Annotated in this window: 15 protein-coding genes; 10 read left to right on the forward strand and 5 right to left on the reverse strand. The window is 44.5% G+C overall.

The window, feature by feature from the left end; genetic code table 11:
• Window positions 1-49 precede the first annotated feature (49 nt).
• From ACXAER_RS02660 to apbC, 3 genes are all read right to left on the reverse strand, one after another.
• Window positions 50-1,486 carry an SLC13 family permease gene (locus ACXAER_RS02660; RefSeq protein ID WP_474826333.1) on the reverse strand — a complete coding sequence of 479 codons (1,437 nt, stop codon included), beginning with the start codon at window positions 1,484-1,486 and terminating at the stop codon, window positions 50-52.
• Between the two features lie 138 nt (window positions 1,487-1,624).
• The gene (gene dcd / locus ACXAER_RS02665; RefSeq protein WP_461851985.1) at window positions 1,625-2,218 is read right to left on the reverse strand and encodes a dCTP deaminase; all 594 of its coding nucleotides are present in this window, start codon (window positions 2,216-2,218) and stop codon (window positions 1,625-1,627) included.
• Between the two features lie 237 nt (window positions 2,219-2,455).
• Window positions 2,456-3,562, reverse strand: a complete 1,107-nt coding sequence (gene apbC, locus ACXAER_RS02670; RefSeq protein WP_474826336.1) for an iron-sulfur cluster carrier protein ApbC — start codon at window positions 3,560-3,562, stop codon at window positions 2,456-2,458.
• Between the two features lie 108 nt (window positions 3,563-3,670).
• On the opposite strand from apbC, the gene metG reads away from it, so the two are divergent.
• Both metG and ACXAER_RS02680 read left to right on the forward strand, forming a co-directional pair.
• Window positions 3,671-5,698, forward strand: coding sequence for a methionine--tRNA ligase (metG, locus tag ACXAER_RS02675; protein ID WP_474826338.1), 2,028 nt, complete (start codon window positions 3,671-3,673; stop codon window positions 5,696-5,698).
• Window positions 5,699-6,065: 367 nt separating this feature from the next.
• Window positions 6,066-6,905 carry a mechanosensitive ion channel family protein gene (locus tag ACXAER_RS02680; RefSeq protein ID WP_474826340.1) on the forward strand — a complete coding sequence of 280 codons (840 nt, stop codon included), beginning with the start codon at window positions 6,066-6,068 and terminating at the stop codon, window positions 6,903-6,905.
• 184 nt (window positions 6,906-7,089) lie between these two features.
• On the opposite strand, the gene ACXAER_RS02685 is transcribed toward ACXAER_RS02680, so the two are convergent.
• Window positions 7,090-7,947 (reverse strand): class I SAM-dependent methyltransferase, encoded by an 858-nt coding sequence (locus ACXAER_RS02685; RefSeq protein WP_474826342.1) that lies wholly within the window; start codon window positions 7,945-7,947, stop codon window positions 7,090-7,092.
• An 84-nt stretch (window positions 7,948-8,031) separates the two neighbouring features.
• On the opposite strand from ACXAER_RS02685, the gene gloB reads away from it, so the two are divergent.
• The 4 genes from gloB (at window position 8,032) to ACXAER_RS02705 (ending at window position 12,209) form a co-directional block, all read left to right on the forward strand.
• A complete protein-coding gene (gloB, locus tag ACXAER_RS02690) occupies window positions 8,032-8,823 on the forward strand; it encodes a hydroxyacylglutathione hydrolase (protein WP_474826344.1) in 792 nt (263 codons plus the stop codon).
• A gap of 64 nt (window positions 8,824-8,887) precedes the next feature.
• The gene (locus ACXAER_RS02695) at window positions 8,888-10,552 is read left to right on the forward strand and encodes a lytic transglycosylase (RefSeq protein ID WP_474826346.1); all 1,665 of its coding nucleotides are present in this window, start codon (window positions 8,888-8,890) and stop codon (window positions 10,550-10,552) included.
• Window positions 10,553-10,631: 79 nt separating this feature from the next.
• Window positions 10,632-11,663, forward strand: coding sequence for an ion transporter (locus tag ACXAER_RS02700; protein WP_474826348.1), 1,032 nt, complete (start codon window positions 10,632-10,634; stop codon window positions 11,661-11,663).
• Between the two features lie 123 nt (window positions 11,664-11,786).
• A complete protein-coding gene (locus ACXAER_RS02705; protein WP_474826351.1) occupies window positions 11,787-12,209 on the forward strand; it encodes a halomucin in 423 nt (140 codons plus the stop codon).
• A gap of 193 nt (window positions 12,210-12,402) precedes the next feature.
• Here the strand turns inward: ACXAER_RS02705 and cysS are convergent, their stop codons facing one another.
• Window positions 12,403-13,785, reverse strand: coding sequence for a cysteine--tRNA ligase (cysS, locus tag ACXAER_RS02710; protein ID WP_474826353.1), 1,383 nt, complete (start codon window positions 13,783-13,785; stop codon window positions 12,403-12,405).
• Window positions 13,786-13,970: 185 nt separating this feature from the next.
• Here cysS and ACXAER_RS02715 point away from each other — a divergent pair, with 185 nt between their 5' ends.
• The 4 genes from ACXAER_RS02715 (at window position 13,971) to ACXAER_RS02730 (ending at window position 17,919) form a co-directional block, all read left to right on the forward strand.
• A complete protein-coding gene (locus tag ACXAER_RS02715) occupies window positions 13,971-14,462 on the forward strand; it encodes a peptidylprolyl isomerase (protein WP_020743833.1) in 492 nt (163 codons plus the stop codon).
• Between the two features lie 150 nt (window positions 14,463-14,612).
• Window positions 14,613-15,341 carry a UDP-2,3-diacylglucosamine diphosphatase gene (gene lpxH / locus ACXAER_RS02720; RefSeq protein WP_474826356.1) on the forward strand — a complete coding sequence of 243 codons (729 nt, stop codon included), beginning with the start codon at window positions 14,613-14,615 and terminating at the stop codon, window positions 15,339-15,341.
• 175 nt (window positions 15,342-15,516) lie between these two features.
• Window positions 15,517-16,131 (forward strand): OB-fold-containig protein, encoded by a 615-nt coding sequence (locus tag ACXAER_RS02725; RefSeq protein WP_474826358.1) that lies wholly within the window; start codon window positions 15,517-15,519, stop codon window positions 16,129-16,131.
• Window positions 16,132-16,149: 18 nt separating this feature from the next.
• On the forward strand, window positions 16,150-17,919 hold the full coding sequence (locus tag ACXAER_RS02730) for a flotillin family protein (protein WP_474826360.1): 1,770 nt from the start codon (window positions 16,150-16,152) through the stop codon (window positions 17,917-17,919).
• The last annotated feature ends 136 nt before the right edge of the window (window positions 17,920-18,055 follow it).

Here is an 18,055-nt window from a genome sequence, read left to right on the forward strand (position 1 = left end):
ATCTTTGCAAATTTCTGCATTAAAACACCTAGTTGCCGTTTTTTTGATATCAGGTCAAAGTAACGTAGCACACTGCAGTTACCACTAACGCCACTAGTACGTTCAGCATTATTCCTTCTCTTGCCATTGTTTTTATATCGAACTTTTCCGTTGAATAGGCGATGGCATTGGGTGCGGTTGCTACAGGCAACATAAAAGCACAACTTGCGCTAATTGCCGCAGGAATCATTAGTAACTTAGGGTCAACGCCCACTGCCAACCCCGCTGCCGCCAATATCGGCATTAGCAATGTAGAGGTTGCGGTATTAGAAGTAATTTCTGTTAGAAAAGTTACGAATAAGCAAATGCCTAGTACAAGCAGTAAAACAGGTAAGGTTGCAAGCCCTGTTAACCACGACCCCATCAGCACGCTTAAACCCGACGACATAAACGCTTTCGCAATACAAATCCCACCAGCAAACAGCAGCAGCATTCCCCAAGGAATATCGTTTGCCGTTTGCCAATCAAGCAACTTGTCGCGGTTGCCTTTTGCATCTACTTTGCCGTTATCATTGCCGCTATCGGTGAAAAACATAGCGGCAACACCAGCAACGGCTATGGTGCTATCACTAATAGTGGTCACGCCTATCCAAGCGGTCCAAAAAGGTCTGAAGATCCACGCCATTGCTACCGTACCGAAAATGGCAAGTACACGCTTTTCGGCCTTCGTCCATGCACTAGGTACAGGCAAATCTATGTGGCCCACTTCTTTAATTCCGCGTGCCAACCACAAGGCCATAATAGGCACACCTAAAATGACTATCGGTACGCCAGTTTTCATCCATTCGATAAAGCTGTATTCAATACCTTGAGTCTCTTCATACACGCTCATAAAGATAATATTAGGCGGTGTGCCAATTGGCGTCCCTACCCCGCCTAAACTTGCTGAGTAAGCAATACCAAGAATAAGGGCCACGCCAAATCGGGGGTTATCGACAGCATTAATAATGGCAATGGCCATTGGCAACATCATTAACACCGTGGCGGTGTTACTAATCCACATACTAAGGACGGCGGTGGTGAGCATAAAGCCCAGTATCAGTTTAAGCGGACTGCCGCTGCCCGTTACACGCAGCATATAAATAGCAAACCGCTTGTGTAAGTTGGCGCGTTCCAACCCCTTTGAAAGCATAAAAGCAGCCATTAATAGAATAATAACGTGGCTTCCGAGAGCAGAGGCGGCTTCGCTGTGAGACAACACACCAAATAGCGGGAATAGTGCGAAGGGTAAAAGCGAGGTAGCGGGAATGGGGAGCGCTTCGGTTACCCAGAGTATTGCTACGAAAAGTGTAATCGAGGCGGTAAATATAATTTCGCTGGGCTGATTTACAGCCCACAAGCCCATACCGCTAAGAACAGAGGCGATAAACGCGAAAAGAATAATGCTGTTCTTACGTGTTGGCTGTCGTTGTAGGGTATCTGAAGAAGGTTCAGGGTTTGTGTGCATTGCGCTTCCCGTTACTAATCGCTTTATTATAAGTGCTAAGGCCTTCGATTTAGGCCCTAATTATTGCTCTTATATTTTCTATCAGTAATTAGCGGGAAACGCACGAGGCTTTTCCAAAAAAGTTGATTTTAGGTTGTTTTACTTACTTTCGTCGTCTGACGAAATACGGCTGGCAACTGCACCGGCTTGATCTTTATATTTAGCATCAACTCTGGCGTTATAAGGTTTTTCAGCTGGCGCTGAAAGTACTTCAAAGCTTAGTGCCCCTATTTTCATTTTAGGGCGAAGCGCTAGGGGTAATTTACCGCTGTTGTAAAACTCAAGAACAATGTTGCCCGACCAACCTGGGTCGATTCTATGCGCCGTCACGTGCACCATTAAGCCTAAACGCGCAAGTGAAGAACGCCCATCTAACCAACCAACGATATTGTCTGGCAGCGTTACTGATTCGTAGGTTATAGCTAGTGCCAACTCGCCCGGGTGCAAGAAGAACGCTTTACCTTCTTCTAGTTCAATTTCGTCGCTCATTACGTGGTCCAGCGCTTCTTGTACTTGCGCTTTCGGCCCACTTAAATCGATAAACGGCGCTTGATGGTCTTCAAATACGCGAAATTTGTTACCAAGGCGAATATCTACTGTTACACCGCTAATCTGATCATAGTTAGGTGTAGGCTCAATTTTGATTTTTCCATCTTGCAGATGTTGGTAGATATCGCGGTCGCACAAGCGCATGGTGTATTCCTCATTTCGTTAGGCCGCTATTATGCGTATGTCACCGCATGCATTCAACTGCTCAAAGGCTTGTTTTATCTGCTTTTGCGCAATTTTTATTAAGTTTATGACGAATTTGAATTTAAGCGCCAGAACTTACCTCAATTTTTCTCTTTGCTAGGCCTATAAGTAGGCTTCAAAGTAAACTTTCTCAAATATTGCGCACCACGTGTTATAACTCAACCTTGCTTTATCCTTTTATTCTTTACCAACAATGCCAATTGGGTCGCCTTTAATGTGTGTAACCGCCCCTTTACGTGGTTCAACGGTAAGGGCCAATTGCATAGACAGTGCTCTAGCTGCCTCGCGGTAGCTTTCGCTTAAAGCACTGTCAGGCGAGGCCAGTAACAACGGAGTACCTGCATCGGCATGTTCGCGAATATGAATATCAAGAGGTAGCTGCCCTAACAGTGGCAATCCATGGCGCTCGGCAAGCGCCTCGCCCCCGTCTTTTGAAAACACATAGTCTTTGGTACCACAGGCTCTGCACTGGTAATAACTCATGTTTTCAATAAGCCCTAATACAGGTACGTTCACTTTTTCAAACATGCTTATGCCTTTTTGGGCGTCGGCTAGTGCTAAGTCCTGCGGCGTAGTAACTACCACAGATGCAGTTAGCGGCACTTGTTGGGCCATAGTAAGTTGAATATCGCCGGTACCTGGCGGCATATCTACAATCAAGTAATCGAGTACAGGCCACAGCGTTTCATCTAATAACTGCTTGAGCGCTCGGCTTGCCATAGGGCCGCGCCATACTGCCGCGTCTTCTTGCGGTACTAAATAGCCTATGGAGTTCGCCACCAGCCCATGTGACACAAGCGGCTGCATGTGCTTATTGTCTTCACTTTCAGGGTGTGCGTCAGGGTTGCCCAACATAATGGGAATAGAAGGCCCATAAATGTCGGCATCTAAAATTCCTACTTTCGCGCCTTCTTGCATAAGCGCAAAAGCAAGGTTGATACTGGTTGTTGACTTGCCCACACCACCTTTGCCCGAGGCTACCGCAATAATGTTTTTAATATTAGTAACAGGGGCAACTTCAGTTTCGCCACTGGCTACGTTTTGTTTAAACGTAAGCTTATCGGCATCTAGTTTCCCTTTTAGCTGGTTAAGCACTTCTTGTTTAAGCGTATCTAACTGTGTAGCAATGCAAAATGGCAAAGTAATTGTAACGCCTGCATCTTCATTTTCTCGCTGGCTAAAAGCACACCATGACAAGGTATCTTCAACATCTAAAGAAAAATACTTGGCCAAAATTACAGCAACTTTTTGAGTTGCCGGCTCTGCTTTGCGAGAAAAGAACATAAAATGCCTTACTAGTAGTAGAATTGTGTGAATTACGTAATGCAAAAAACGCGGTTTTCCGCTAGTATTTGCAGCCATTTTGAAACGCAAAGAATCAATAACGTCATTATGTCAGAAAAACGCCGAATTCTGGTAACCAGTGCGTTGCCATACGCAAATGGCTCTATTCACTTAGGTCATTTGCTAGAACACATTCAAACCGACATCTGGACTCGTTTTCAGCGCCTTCGCGGAAACGAATGTTACAGTGTTTGCGCCGACGATGCACACGGTACGCCGGTTATGCTTAAAGCCCAAGAGCTTGGCATTACACCAGAAGAAATGGTGGCAAGAACGCGTGCTGAACATCACCAAGACCTTGTTGATTTTCACGTTGATTACGACAACTACTATGTAACCCATTCGCCAGAAAACAAGGCATTGTGTGAAGAGATTTACACCCGTTTGGATAACGCCGGTTACATTAGCAAGCGCACCATTAACCAACTGTTCGACCCTGAAAAAGAAATGTTCTTACCAGACCGTTTCGTTAAGGGTACCTGCCCAAGCTGTGGCGCAGAAGATCAAAACGGCGATAGCTGTGACGTATGTGGCGCAACGTATAGCCCAACAGAAGTAAAGAACCCGCGCAGCGTGGTGTCTGGTGCTACACCAGTACTACGTGAGTCTGAGCACTTCTTCTTTGACCTGCCAAAATTTGAAGGCATGTTAAAAGAGTGGATCCGCTCAGGTGCCCTGCAGGAAGAAATGGCTAACAAGCTGCAAGAATGGTTTACTGAAGGTCTTCAACAGTGGGACATCAGCCGTGACGCGCCTTACTTCGGCTTTGAAATTCCAGGTGCGCCGAACAAGTTCTTCTACGTGTGGGTAGATGCGCCGGTTGGCTACATGGCTAGTTTCAAAAACTTCTGCGACCAAAACAACTTAGAATTTGATGATTTCTGGAAAGCAGACTCAGAGGCTGAGCTTTATCATTTTATTGGTAAAGATATTACTTATTTCCACTGCCTATTCTGGCCTGCGATGCTAGAAGGTGCGGGATACCGTAAGCCTACCGGCGTAAACATTCACGGTTTTGTAACCGTAAACGGCGCGAAAATGTCAAAGTCGCGCGGTACCTTTATTAAAGGCCGTACTTACCTTGACCATCTGAACCCAGAATATCTGCGTTACTACTTTGCGTCTAAGTTGGGCGACGGTGTTACCGACATCGACCTTAACTTTACTGACTTCGCACAAAAAGTGAATTCAGACCTGGTAGGTAAAGTGGTTAACATTGCAAGCCGCTGTGCAAGCTTTATCACCAAGCGTTTCGACGGAAAACTGTCTGACAACGTGATAGAACCAGAACTGATTGCTGAGTTCCAAAACGCATCAGAGAACATTGCTGCACTTTTCGAAAAGCGTAAGTACCACCAAGCCGTGCGCGAAATCATGGCCTTGGCTGACAAAGCAAACCAGTTCATCGACAACAATGCACCTTGGGTAACCATTAAAGACGAGACGAAGCAGCAGTTTACACACGATGTATGCTCGCTAGGTATTAACATGTTCCGTCTGTTGGTGATTTACTTGAAGCCAGTTCTTCCTGTACTTGCAGAAAAAGCAGAAGAATTCCTAAACGACAAATTCGACTGGAATTCACTGCAAACCCTATTGAAAGGCCACGCCATCAACAAATTTAAGCCGATGATGCAGCGCGTAGAAATGGAGAAAATCGACGCCATGGTTGAAGATTCAAAAGAAAGCCTAGCGCCAGCAGCACCGGCAATCGACCCAGACAGCCCGCTTACTAAAGACCCTATCAGCGACACTATCTCGTTTGATGAGTTCGCCAAGGTAGATTTACGTATTGCGCGTATTGCTAAAGCTGAACACGTAGAAAAAGCTGACAAGCTTCTACGCTTAGAGCTAGATTTAGGCGGCGAAACTAAGCAAGTTTTTGCGGGTATTAAGTCGGCCTACTCACCTGAAGCCCTTATCGGTAAGCACACTGTAATGGTAGCGAACCTCGCCCCTCGTAAAATGCGTTTTGGCATGAGTGAAGGCATGGTATTAGCCGCTGGCCCTGGTGGCGACGAGCTATACATTCTTGAGCCGCACGAAGGTGCAAAGCCGGGTATGCGCGTTAAGTAAGCTTTAAAGCGAACATATAAAAGTAAGGTGACATTCAACGCTATTAAGCGACGGGGTGTCACCTTTTTTATTGAGCGGTTATTGAAACTCTTCAATTTTTAATACCCAAAGTTATCTAGATACTCCAAGTACAAGCACACAGCCGTAGAAGCTCAGTAATCTCCCCATCATCTAGATCCACCATTACTCCCATATTCTGCAACCTAAATCCGCTATTTTCTCCTGCCCTTTTTCCCTATCGCCCTATCGCAAAATAAGCTCACAACCGCAAACCATCAAAGGGACATTTCCATTCGTTGTAATTCAAGGCGATCTATCATTCTTTCATTAACGTAGTCAGGTTTTTTAATCATTGAAGGAGGTATTTATGGAAGATTTATTCGGGACTAATATCGATTTATCGGAATTAACCGAAAAAGCCATATCACTGGTGATGACTTACACCCCCAAATTGCTATTGGCTATTCTTACTTTGGTGGTGGGTCTTTGGTTAGTGAATCGTTTTGTAACCCTGTTGGATCATCGAATAGGAAAAAAGGACCCCACGCTAAACAAATTTTTATGCGGGCTAATTAGTGCCGTTTTAAAAGTCATGTTGTTGATTTCTGTTGCCTCTATGATAGGTATTGAAACCACCTCGTTTATTGCAGTAGTTGGGGCGGCAGGTTTGGCTATAGGTTTAGCTTTACAAGGCAGCCTGGCTAATTTTGCCGGAGGTGTGCTAATACTGATTTTCAAACCCTTTAAAGTGGGTGACACCATTGAAGCAGAAGGCCATTTAGGTTCTGTTGCAGAAATACAAATTCTTTACACTGTAATTAACACCTTTGACAATAGGCGTGTTGTTATTCCCAACGGGAATCTGTCCAATGCCACACTAACTAACGTTAGCGTATACGATAAACGCCGCTGCGACATGACATTTGGTATTGGCTACGATGACGATATCGACAAAGCAAAGAACATTTTGCAGCGTCTGTTTGAAGAGGACGAACGCTCATTGACCGACCCTGCACCTAGAATTTGTGTAGGCGGGTTAGGTGATAATTCAGTCGACCTGATGTTTAGACCGTGGGTCGGTACAGACGACTTGTGGCCCTATTACTGGGATATGCAGGAAAAGGTTAAAAAAGCCTTTGACGAAGAAGGTATTAGTATTCCTTATCCGCAGCGAGATGTGCATTTGTATAAAGCAAGCGACGATTAAAATCTTAATATGGAGATAGCTGCTAAGCTATCTCCCACTCCCCTTCAAATTCGCTTGTGAACGCTAAAGCCTAGCGTTCTGGTACAGCAAGTTAGCAAATCTCTAAAAGGGTTAACGCTTGATACAGCCTTTTAGTTAAAAGCCTGGCCCGCTCTACGTGCGCATGGCATGTACATTAACACCGCTAACGCAGCGTACGATTTACCGAGGAAGTCCTTACACTAGCCCCGACCGCTGAAAAACTCGGCTTTAAATTGCGTTTAGGTTTTATGGCTGTCATAGGGATTACCCGCTTTTTCGCAAGTATTACATAGACCGCGCTGCACCACGGCAAGTACGAGGCTAAATAGTCTTGAAGCTTAACCGCCCCTTTCCACTTTTGTTGGAAAAAGAGTGTTGAAAACAAAACTTGGCGCTGTTCAACAATTTCAAAACCCAACAACTGAAGCCAATCTTTAATGCGATACGACGTAAAAAAGCGTGCATCATGCAAAATATTTCCGCGCTTCACGGGCAAGAACTTGGCGACACCAGCAAGACTCAATGGGTTAAAGCCACTGATAATGACGTAACCATTTTGCGTAATAGCACGGTCTACTTCTCTCAAAATCTCGTGAGGATCTTGAGCAAAATCTAGCTCGTTAGCCAATAGAAAGCCGTCAATACTATTTTCAGAGAAAGGTAAGGAATGCGACTGCCCTACAACGGTATTTTCTCTGCTAATAGTTGATTCGCGGCTTTCATCCTGCAATTGTGAAGATGCAACATGCTTGTCTGAGGTATAGTTAAATACTGTGTTATCGTCTAACTGGCAGCCAAATTGATTATCAAATGGCACTTGGTTGATATGGTGCCTAATAGGGCTAGTGTTTAGAGTAATCTCGGCACTTAAAGAGCCTAGCTTAGCGAAGTGGTACCCAAATATGCGCTCAGCATAATCGCTACACACTGTATTCACGGCATTGCGGATATGCTCGCCTGCGGGGAAATCATCCCAACTCGTTGGGTAGCGAGGCGGTTTGGCTTTAAAGGCCGATCTCATTAACACTGCGCGCTCTTAAGTTGCTCTGCTGTTCACAAGTCCCTATAGTAACGCATAATTCTACCTACACAAGCAGGTACTCTTATGACGGCAGAAACGCTTCCTTCAGATGTAACAATTTATCCTATCCCCGCTTTTACTGACAACTACATTTGGTGCATTCACAATGGTAACAGCGCCATAGTCGTTGACCCCGGCGATGCTGAACCAGTATTGGCTTTTCTTAAAGCCAATAAATTAATGCTTAGTGCGGTTCTTATTACCCATCATCATAGAGATCATACTGGTGGCATTGGCAAGCTAGTATCTACTGTACCGGATTTACCGGTGATAGGCCCAAGAGGCAACCACATAAGAGGTATTACCAAATCGGTGGCTCAGGGCGATTCGGTTTCCCTTCCCGTGTTTAAAATGGCGCTGCAAGTTATGGAGGTACCGGGACATACACTTGATCACATTGCATTTTTTGGTCATGGCGTACTATTTTGCGGTGATACATTGTTTTCAGCGGGCTGCGGGCGTTTATTTGAAGGTTCGCCAGAGCAAATGCAACATTCTTTAAATAAATTAAAGCGACTTCCCGACACCACCAAGGTGTACTGTACTCACGAATATACACAGGCTAATGTTGCATTTGCATTAGCTGTTGAGCCCGATAACAAAGCGCTTAACGACTATGCTGCGTGGGTAAAAGAGAAGCGTGAACAGGATCAACCTACTTTACCAAGTACCCTCAAAGAGCAAAAAAACATAAACCCATTTTTACGTGCCCATGAACTTTCAGTGAAAACTGCTGCCGAAACCTATTGCGAAAATAACCTGGCTGACGATGTAGCGGTGTTTGCTGCAGTTCGCCGCTGGAAAGATGAGTTTTGATGCATTTGTAAGCCAATTATCGTAATATTCCAGGTTTGCAGTGTTCCAAGAGGTTTCTTCATATATGCAGTTGAAGTTTTTTCCTCTATCGCCCTTGTTGTTGGCGATAGGTTTAACGGGTTGTCAGATAACCGAAAATAGTAGTAACAATGCACAACTAGAAAGTAACGAAACTGCTTCAATAGAAACGTGCAGTGAAATTTACAGCAACGAAGAAGCCATTTCAGATTGCGAACTTGCAAGAGACGGCGTTATTGATGTTGTTCACCCAAATGACGATACGCTAGAAGAGGGCGCTGAGCTTACCGATACACCGGATATGCATACGCAGGCCGTCGTTACTGACGTATGGCAACGTGCCAGTGCTAATTTCGCTTTACCAATACCCGACAATAAGCGCCTTAATGCGCAACGAAAGTGGTATTTAAAACATCCTGAATACATGGCTCGCGTGGTGAAGCGTGCTAAGCCGTTTCTTTATTACATTGCCGAAGAGATTGAAAAGCGTAACATGCCGATGGAGTTAATCCTCTTGCCCATCGTAGAAAGCGCATTCGACCCTTTCGCTTATTCTCACGGCCGTGCAGCCGGCATGTGGCAATTTATTCCTGGCACCGGAAAGCGATTTGGTATGGATCAAAATTGGTGGTACGACGGGCGTCGCGATGTTGTAGCGTCGACTCAAGGAGCACTTGACTACCTTACTTACCTAAATGAAATGTTCGACGGAAATTGGCTTCATGCACTTGCGGCTTACAACAGTGGCGAAGGTCGTGTACAACGAGCGATTAAAGCTAATAAACGTGCAGGAAAGCCAACTGATTTTTGGAACTTGAATTTACCTAAAGAAACCCGTGCGTACGTGCCTAAGTTATTAGCGCTTGCCGATATTCTTAAGAATAAAGATGAATATGCGTACTCATGGCCAGAAGTAGAAAACGTAGCCGTTATCGAAGTGGTCGATATTGGCTCTCAAGTTGATTTAGCGTTTGCCGCCGAGCTTGCCGGTATGTCTTTAAAAGAACTTCACGGTTTAAACCCTGGGTTCAACCGCTGGGCCACATCTCCCGATGGCCCGCACCGCTTAGTACTTCCCCTTGATAAAGCTGCTGCGTTTTCGCAAGCCCTTGCTAAGATTGATCAAAAAGAGCGTCTTAACTGGGTACGCCACACAGTTAAGTCCGGTGACAGCTTGGGTAAAATTGCAAAGCAGTACCACACCACAGTGAAAGTGCTGAAACGAATAAATGAGTTAGACTCATCAATGATTCGAATAGGCCAGGCAATAATGGTACCAGTAGCACTTCAAGAATTAGACAGCTATACGTTATCGCAAGAGCAACGCTTAGCCAGTTTACAAAATAGCAACTCGTCTCAGCAAAAAGTGCGTCACACCGTTAAATCCGGTGATACGCTCTGGGATATTGCGCGTAAGTACAAAGTAAGTACTAAGCAGTTAGCTAAATGGAACGGCATGGCGCCGGGTGATACGCTTCGCCCAGGAAAAGCTTTGATTATTTGGCAGAAAGGCAAAACGCAAGCCGGAGTCACCAAAAAACTAACCTACACGGTAAGAAACGGTGACTCGTTATCTCGAATCGCCAGCAAGTTCAATGTTAAGGTTAGTGACATCAGTAAGTGGAACTCGCTAAACACTAAGCGCTACCTGCAACCCGGTCAAAGACTTAAACTGTATGTAGACGTGACAAGACTGAACGCATCGAGCTAGTGACTCAACGTAAATTAGCATTAACGCGTTTCCCTAACAGCCGTTTTATCATGCGTTAAATCACGAAAAGGATATGGAAATGCTAAGAATTAACCGAGAAAATCTGCGAAACAGTCATGAAACGCCTTGGTTAATTTTAGACTTAGTCATGCTAGGTATACTGTTTGTAAATCTAGCGTGGCTTATTTTCGATGCGCTTTATGCTACAGACTTTGTATACGGTCTTTTAGGTACATACTTCCCCGCCTTTCTTAACGCTTACGACCCAATTCACGCCAACTTTTTGTTGGTCGATTTAGTTTTTATTGCCATATTCTTTACCGAGTTCTGTTTTCGTTGGGCTGTAGCCATTGTGCGTAAAGAACACTTACGTTGGTACTTCTTCCCGTTTTTACACTGGTACGACATCATAGGCCTTATTCCTACCGGACCTACTCGCCTATTTCGTTTCTTGCGAATATTCTCCATACTGCATCGTTTGCACAAGTTCGAAATTATAGATTTAAACCAAACTGCGGTCTTTCGCTTTTTTGCGTTTTACTATGACGTATTTGTTGAGGAGCTGAGCGACAGAATTGTTGTTAAAGTACTAAGCGATGCGCAAAAAGACATCTCAGCAGGTTCGCCTTTATTAGACGATATCAATGCACAGGTACTAGCGCCTCGTCGACCCGTTATAACGCAGTGGATGGCAGGTGTTATCAACCATTTAGGCCAGTCTATTCAAAGCGAAGAACATGGTGAAGTTATTCGAGAGCACGTACGAAAAAGCGTGGGGAAAGCGGTAAGAAGTAATGCACAAGTTTCTTCCCTGCATTACCTGCCTGTTATCGGCAAAACCATTGAAAATACCTTGGAAGAGTCAGTCACCGACATTGTTACTACATCGCTAGTAAACCTATTAAGCGACTTAGACGCAGAGCGCATCGACCATTTCATCTCTGTCGGTATGCACGACTATACCCCTACCGCCGATGCACTAGATAAAGAAGTGCTTAGCGTTGTAAATGAATGCTTAGAATTGGTGAAAGCCCACGTTGCACAGCAGCGTTGGAAATCACATTTAACTGAAAAAGAATCAGCTATCCCTACTGACAAACCCAAGATTTAATTAATTTGCAAAGCGTTAGAGTTAAGGTGAATACTAGCCATATTTTTGTTCAGCCGTCGTTCATACAAATAAGCTAATATAAAGTCCTTACGAGTATAATTATAACAATTTTAGGGACTTATGATGAAAATTAAACGCTGCAGAATATTCAGCCGCTCATGTAACCACGTAATTCTAGCAATTTGTATAACGGCATTTGCTTCAGGCTGCATGGTGATCTTGCCGACCTCTTCTATTTCCACCAACCAAGAACCTGAAAAAATAGTTGAGCGCATTGAATACAATGCAAACCGATGCTGGTCCACACTGCATCAGCCAATCCATAGCGATATAGTCGTAAACACGTATACAATACAAAACGGCTACAAACTCACGGCCAGTCGTAAAGAAGGGAGCACCCCGCAATATCCTTTTTTACACGTCACCGTTACCCACTCAACCTACGGTAGCGAGGTATCTGTTCGAGAAGGTGAGTTTAACTTAGGCACAGACTTAAATTTAAGTGATGATGTAAATCGATGGATAAATGGCGACAATAGCTGTTAAGACTGATAAGGAGTACACACTATTTTTCAGTAGTAGACAGAATAATACTCAACTCACTATTAAGCACGCCTTTAACTCGAATAGTTAAGCCATCGATAAACTAATCATAGAAGCTATTAACCGTTTCCCTCTTACCAAATAAGAAAGCCCGCAAGTGCGGGCTTTCATTCTGTTAAAAAGTATTGGCTGCTAATTACGCTTTACGCCACGTAGTACCGCTTGGGCCGTCTTCTAACACTACACCTTTTGCATTTAGTGCATCACGTGCGGCATCTGCCGCTGCCCAGTCTTTCGCGGCACGGGCATCGTTACGCTGTTTAATTAACGCTTCAATTTCAGCCGCTTCGTCGTCATTGCCTTCACCGCCTTTCAAGAAGGTGTCTGGATCACTTTGAAGCATACCCAAAATTGCGCCTAGGCCTTTAAGAACAGCAGCCAGTTTACCTGCTTCTTCTACATTATCTTTTTGGCGGTTAAGCTCACGTGCCACATCGAACAACACCGAAAAGGCTTCAGGTACGTTTAAATCGTCGTTCATTGCCGCTTCGAAACGCGCTAAATAACCACCATAGCTAAGGTCCGTGCTCTCGTCTACTGTTACACCACGCAGCGCAGTGTACAAACGCTCTAGGGCGGCCTTCGCTTGAGTAATATTGTCTTGAGAGTAACTTAACTGGCTACGATAATGCGCTGACATCAAGAAGAAACGCAATGTTTCTGAGTCGTGCTCTTTAAGCACATCGCGCAAGGTAAAAAAGTTACCCAATGACTTAGACATTTTTTCATCATTAACCTGTACCATACCCGCGTGCATCCACACGTTTACGTAAGGTGTGTCATACGCACAGCACGACTGAGCCACTTCATTTTCATGGTGCGGGAAGGTTAAGTCTGAACCACCGCCATGAATATCAAAGTGCGCACCAAGGTGCTTGTGGTTCATTGCAGAACACTCAATGTGCCAGCCCGGACGACCTTCGCCCCATGGCGATTGCCATGCCGGCTCACCAGGCTTGGTGGTTTTCCACAGTACGAAGTCTAGCGGGTCGTCTTTTCCTGCCGCCACTTCAACACGAGCACCCGCTTTAAGCTGATCTAAGTCTTGTTTGCTTAACTTGCCATAATCTTCGTATTTGCTTACGTCGAATAGTACATCGCCGCTTTTAGCTTGATAGGCGTAGCCTTTGTCCATTAGTCGCTGGATAATTTCAATGATCTCATCCATATGTCCACTTACTGTCGGCTCGACGTCTGGCTCTAGTAAGTTAATCGCCGCAAAGTCTTCGTGCATCATGGCAATAGTGCGCGCAGTTAGCGCTTCAAAGCTTTCGCCATTTTCATTGGCGCGAGCAATAATCTTATCGTCGATATCGGTGATATTGCGCACGTACTTCACATCTAAACCAAGGTGGCGCATGTAGCGTACTAAGACATCGAAACTCAGGTAAGTACGGGCATGACCCATATGACTTAGGTCATAAACGGTAATACCACACACATACAAACCCACTTTCCCTTCTTGAAGCGGTACAAACTTCGCTTTTTCACGGGTTCGGGTGTTGTAAAGATGTAGCATGTCTATATTTCCTATTTGTCATAATTTTTCGGCCGCAAAGTTTAGCACTGTCGCGATTTAAATGGTACAAGCCTTTTGCAACGATATTGCTGGGTTTTGCGATAACCGTCACTTTGCGCTATCGATTGGTTTTGCGCTAAAATGCCCACACTTAACATTTACGCTAACACACAGGACAAACCACAATGGTTACGTTAAAAACAAATTTCGGTGACATCACCCTAGAGCTTTTCGAAGATAAAGCACCTAAAACAGTAGCTAACTTCCTTTCTTACGTAGAAGACGGCTTTTTCGACAATACTATCTTTCACCGTGTAATTAACAACTTTATGGTCCAAGGTGGCGGTTTTACGCCTGATATGGAACAGAAAGATACTAAAGAGCCTATCGAAAACGAAGCCGACAACGGTGTTGCAAATGAAGTAGGTACCATCGCGATGGCGCGTACTCAAGACCCACACTCAGCTACTGCGCAGTTTTTCATTAACGTAAACAACAATGACTTCCTTAACCACACTAGTAAGTCTGTAAACGGTTGGGGTTACTGTGCTTTCGGTAAAGTGGTTGAAGGTATGGACGTTGTTGAGAAGATCAAAGCCGTTAAAACTGGTAACAACGGCTATCACCAAGATGTACCTGTTGAGCCTGTTATCATCGAAAAAGCAGTTGTCGCCTAAGTCACTGCTTAGAAAACTAATAAACCACCTGACTAAGTGTTAGTTTGGCTGGCATGCTGTTCAAAGCCATGCCATTCAAAACAAGCCTTTAGTTAAATCAAAGCCGCGTGGTAGTTAACGCGGCTTTTTAGACCACACTTAAGAATATTTATGTCGTTCACCTACTTCATTGCTGATTTACATCTAAGTGCAGACCGTCCAGATATAACAGAGTGTTTGATACGCTTTTTAAAAGAAGACGCGATTAACGCTGACGCACTTTATGTTCTTGGTGATTTATTTGAAGTGTGGATTGGCGATGATAACGTCACCCCGTTTAATACTGCTATAGCGACAGCCTTTAAAGAGGTAAGTCAGCACTGCCCTATTTACTTTATTCACGGTAATCGTGATTTCGCTATACGGGAAAAATGGCTAGCAAAAGCAGGCATGACCCTGTTAAACGAACAAGAGGTTATAGATCTTTACGGCACGCCTACTCTGCTGACCCATGGTGACGAGCTTTGCACTCGCGACGTTGCCTATCAAAAGTTTCGCAAGAAATCCCGTGGATGGTGGTGGCCTCGATTAATGCTTGCGCTGCCTTTATGGTATCGCCAACGTGTTGCCGACAATGGCCGCGCAGAAAGCAAAGCTAAGCAACAAAACCTCAAACCAGACATTATGGATGTTACCCCTGAAGAAGTGGTGAAAGTAATGGAAAAATGGGGCGTGCAGCGCATGATCCACGGCCATACACACAGACCAAACGTCCACAGCCTTGAAGCTAATGGCAAACCAGCGACTCGGATTGTACTGGGTGATTGGTACGATCAAGGTAGCGTTCTAAAGGTTACAGAAAACGACGTAATGCTGCAGCAACATAACTTTAGTAAATAGCAGTCTTTCGAACGAATCAACGCTTCCTCTTTTTTCAAGCCATCTAGGTAATACTAGCGTTTTGCCGAACATCATTTCTTACAAACTAGTCCAAAGTACATGTGTTACGCACTGGCTTAATTTTTGTTCTGTGGTATAAAGATTAAAAGCAAGTTAGTCATCATGGACGGTGTAAATGACAGATGTTCTTCTTTCCCCTGCAAATTTCTGGTTTAGCATTGCGCTTATAGCCGTATTTTTCGTTTTTATCTTAGAGCTTGTAAGTACAATCTTTGGCGCAAGCCTTTTAGGGCTTGGCGATGACTTTGCAGAGTTAGATGGCGATGGATTTCTTAATACCTCGTTTGCTAACTGGCTAAATATAAATAAAGTTCCCTTTTTAATTTACTTGATTGTATTGCTTACAATATTCGGGCTTGTTGGCCTAATCATAAATGGCATAACAGCAAGTGTATTCAGCTTTACGCTACCTGCGCTCATGTCTGTTCCCCTCGCCTTTTTTATTGGGCTACTGGTTACAGCAAAAACTGTAAAGATTATTGCAGGCGTATTGCCTAGTGTAGAGTCTAGTGCGGTGAACAGCGAGGATTTTATAGGCTCAGTAGCCGAAATCACTATTGGAAAAGCAAGCCGAGGCAATCCGGCAGAAGCTAAGTTTACCGACCATTATTCTCAGCCTCATTTTGTGTTAGTTGAACCATTCGAAGATGAAGAATTGTTCGCACAGGGAGAGCGTGTCATTTTAGTTCAAAAAAACCAACACAGCTGGTTAGCAACCCGCTACTTATAACATAAAAGAGATAAAAGTATGGATACATTCCAACCATCTAGCTTGCCGTCAATACTCTTTATTGCCGGTGCTATTGTTGTAGGGCTTATCGTTATTGGCCTTATATTCGCTAAACTCTACACACGCGCTACTAAAGAAACGGCGTTCGTAAGAACCGGTCTAGGTGGCGAGAAAGTCATTAAGGACGGTGGCGCTTTAGTTCTTCCTGTTGTTCACGAAATTATTCCGGTGAACATGAATACCCTTCGTATAGAAGTAGAGAAAATACAGAAAGACGCGCTTATTACAAAAGACCGCATGCGTGTGGACGTAAAAGCCGACTTCTATTTACGTGTAGCGCCGAATGCTAACGGCATCTCAATGGCTGCGCAAACGCTAGGTACTCGCACCACCCGCGCTGAAGAAGTTAAAAAGTTAATGGAGTCGAAGTTTGTAGATGTACTGCGTGCCGTAGCTGCTGAAATGAGCATGACGGAAATGCACGAACAGCGCGCTGATTTTGTACAAAAAGTTCAGCAGAGTGTGGCTAACGACCTTGAGAAGAACGGTTTAGAACTTGAATCGGTAAGCTTAACCGGGTTCGACCAAACAGATCTGCAGTTCTTTAACGAAAACAATGCATTTGACGCCGAAGGTCGAGCTCGGCTGACCAAAATCATTGAAGAAAAACGCAAAGAAACTAACGACATCCAGCAAGAAAACCGTATTTTCATTGAGCAGCGTAACCTAGCCGCTGAAAAACAATCTTTAGACGTAAAGCGCGATGAAGAAGAGGCTCGCCTTGCGCAAGAGCAGGTACTTGCTTTTAAACGCCAAGAGCAAAAAGCTGAAATTGCTAAACAGCGCGAAATGAAAGAACGAGAAGAGCGTGAAGCAGAAATTGCTAAAAACCGCGCTATTGAAGCAGCTGAAATTGAGAAATCTCGTGAAATAGAAACCCAAGAAATCGCCAAGCGTCAGGCGTTAGAACAAGCACGTATTCGCCAGCAGCAAGAAGTTGAGGTTTCAGAGCAAGTTAAACAAATTGCTGTTGCTACTAAGTCGGAAGAAGAGTCTGCAGCACGCGCTAAAGCCGCGGAAGCTGAAAAGCAAAAAGTGGAAAAAGAAGAAGCAGTGCTTACCGCTAAATCGGTAGCAGAAGCTGAACGTAAGAAGCAAATTGAAGTTATTGATGCGCGAAAAGAGGCTGAACGTGAGGCAGTGGGCATAACCGTTGAAGCACAGGCTAAGAAAGAAGCGGCTGAAAACTCTGCTGCCGCTATTCTTACGGAAGCCAAAGCTGCAGCCGATGCTAAAATGCTGCAAGCCGACGCTGATGAAAAAGTGCTTGCCGTTGAAGCGCAGGGTAAACAAGCTCTTTACGAAGCTGAGAATACGCTCAAGACCGAACAAATTGAGCTACAAAAAGCCCTTGCGATGCTTAAGATATTGCCTGAACTTGTTGAGCAAGCGGTTAAGCCTCTGGAAAACATTGAAGGCATTAAAATTCTTCAAGGATACGGTCAAGGTAGCGGCACTAATGGTGAACATACCCTTGCAACCTCGGGCAACGGCTTGGCTGAGCAAGTAACACAAGCAGCGCTTAATTACCGTGCTAACGCCCCACTGGTAGACTCTATGCTGCGGGAAGTAGGTTTAGTTGATGCCGACAAAGGCTCTTTAGCAGACTTGGTTACCGGCAACAGCGATATACTGGCTAAAACAGGCGCAGTTAAGCCTAAGCCCGTTGTAGCTGCACCAGAAAACCTAAATGGTCAAAAAGTTCAGGAAGAGCATCCTGCTGAATAATTAATAACTAAGGCCCGTTAGTAAACTAAGATATATAGATACCCCAAGCCCTGTTATTCAACAGGGCTTTTTGTTTTGCCTCGTTTTTGCGAGTGAAATCTGATTTGGCAGTTTCAATTCTAATTGCTACTAGGTA

The organism is Alteromonas sp. AWJ4_199 (assembly GCF_056159165.1).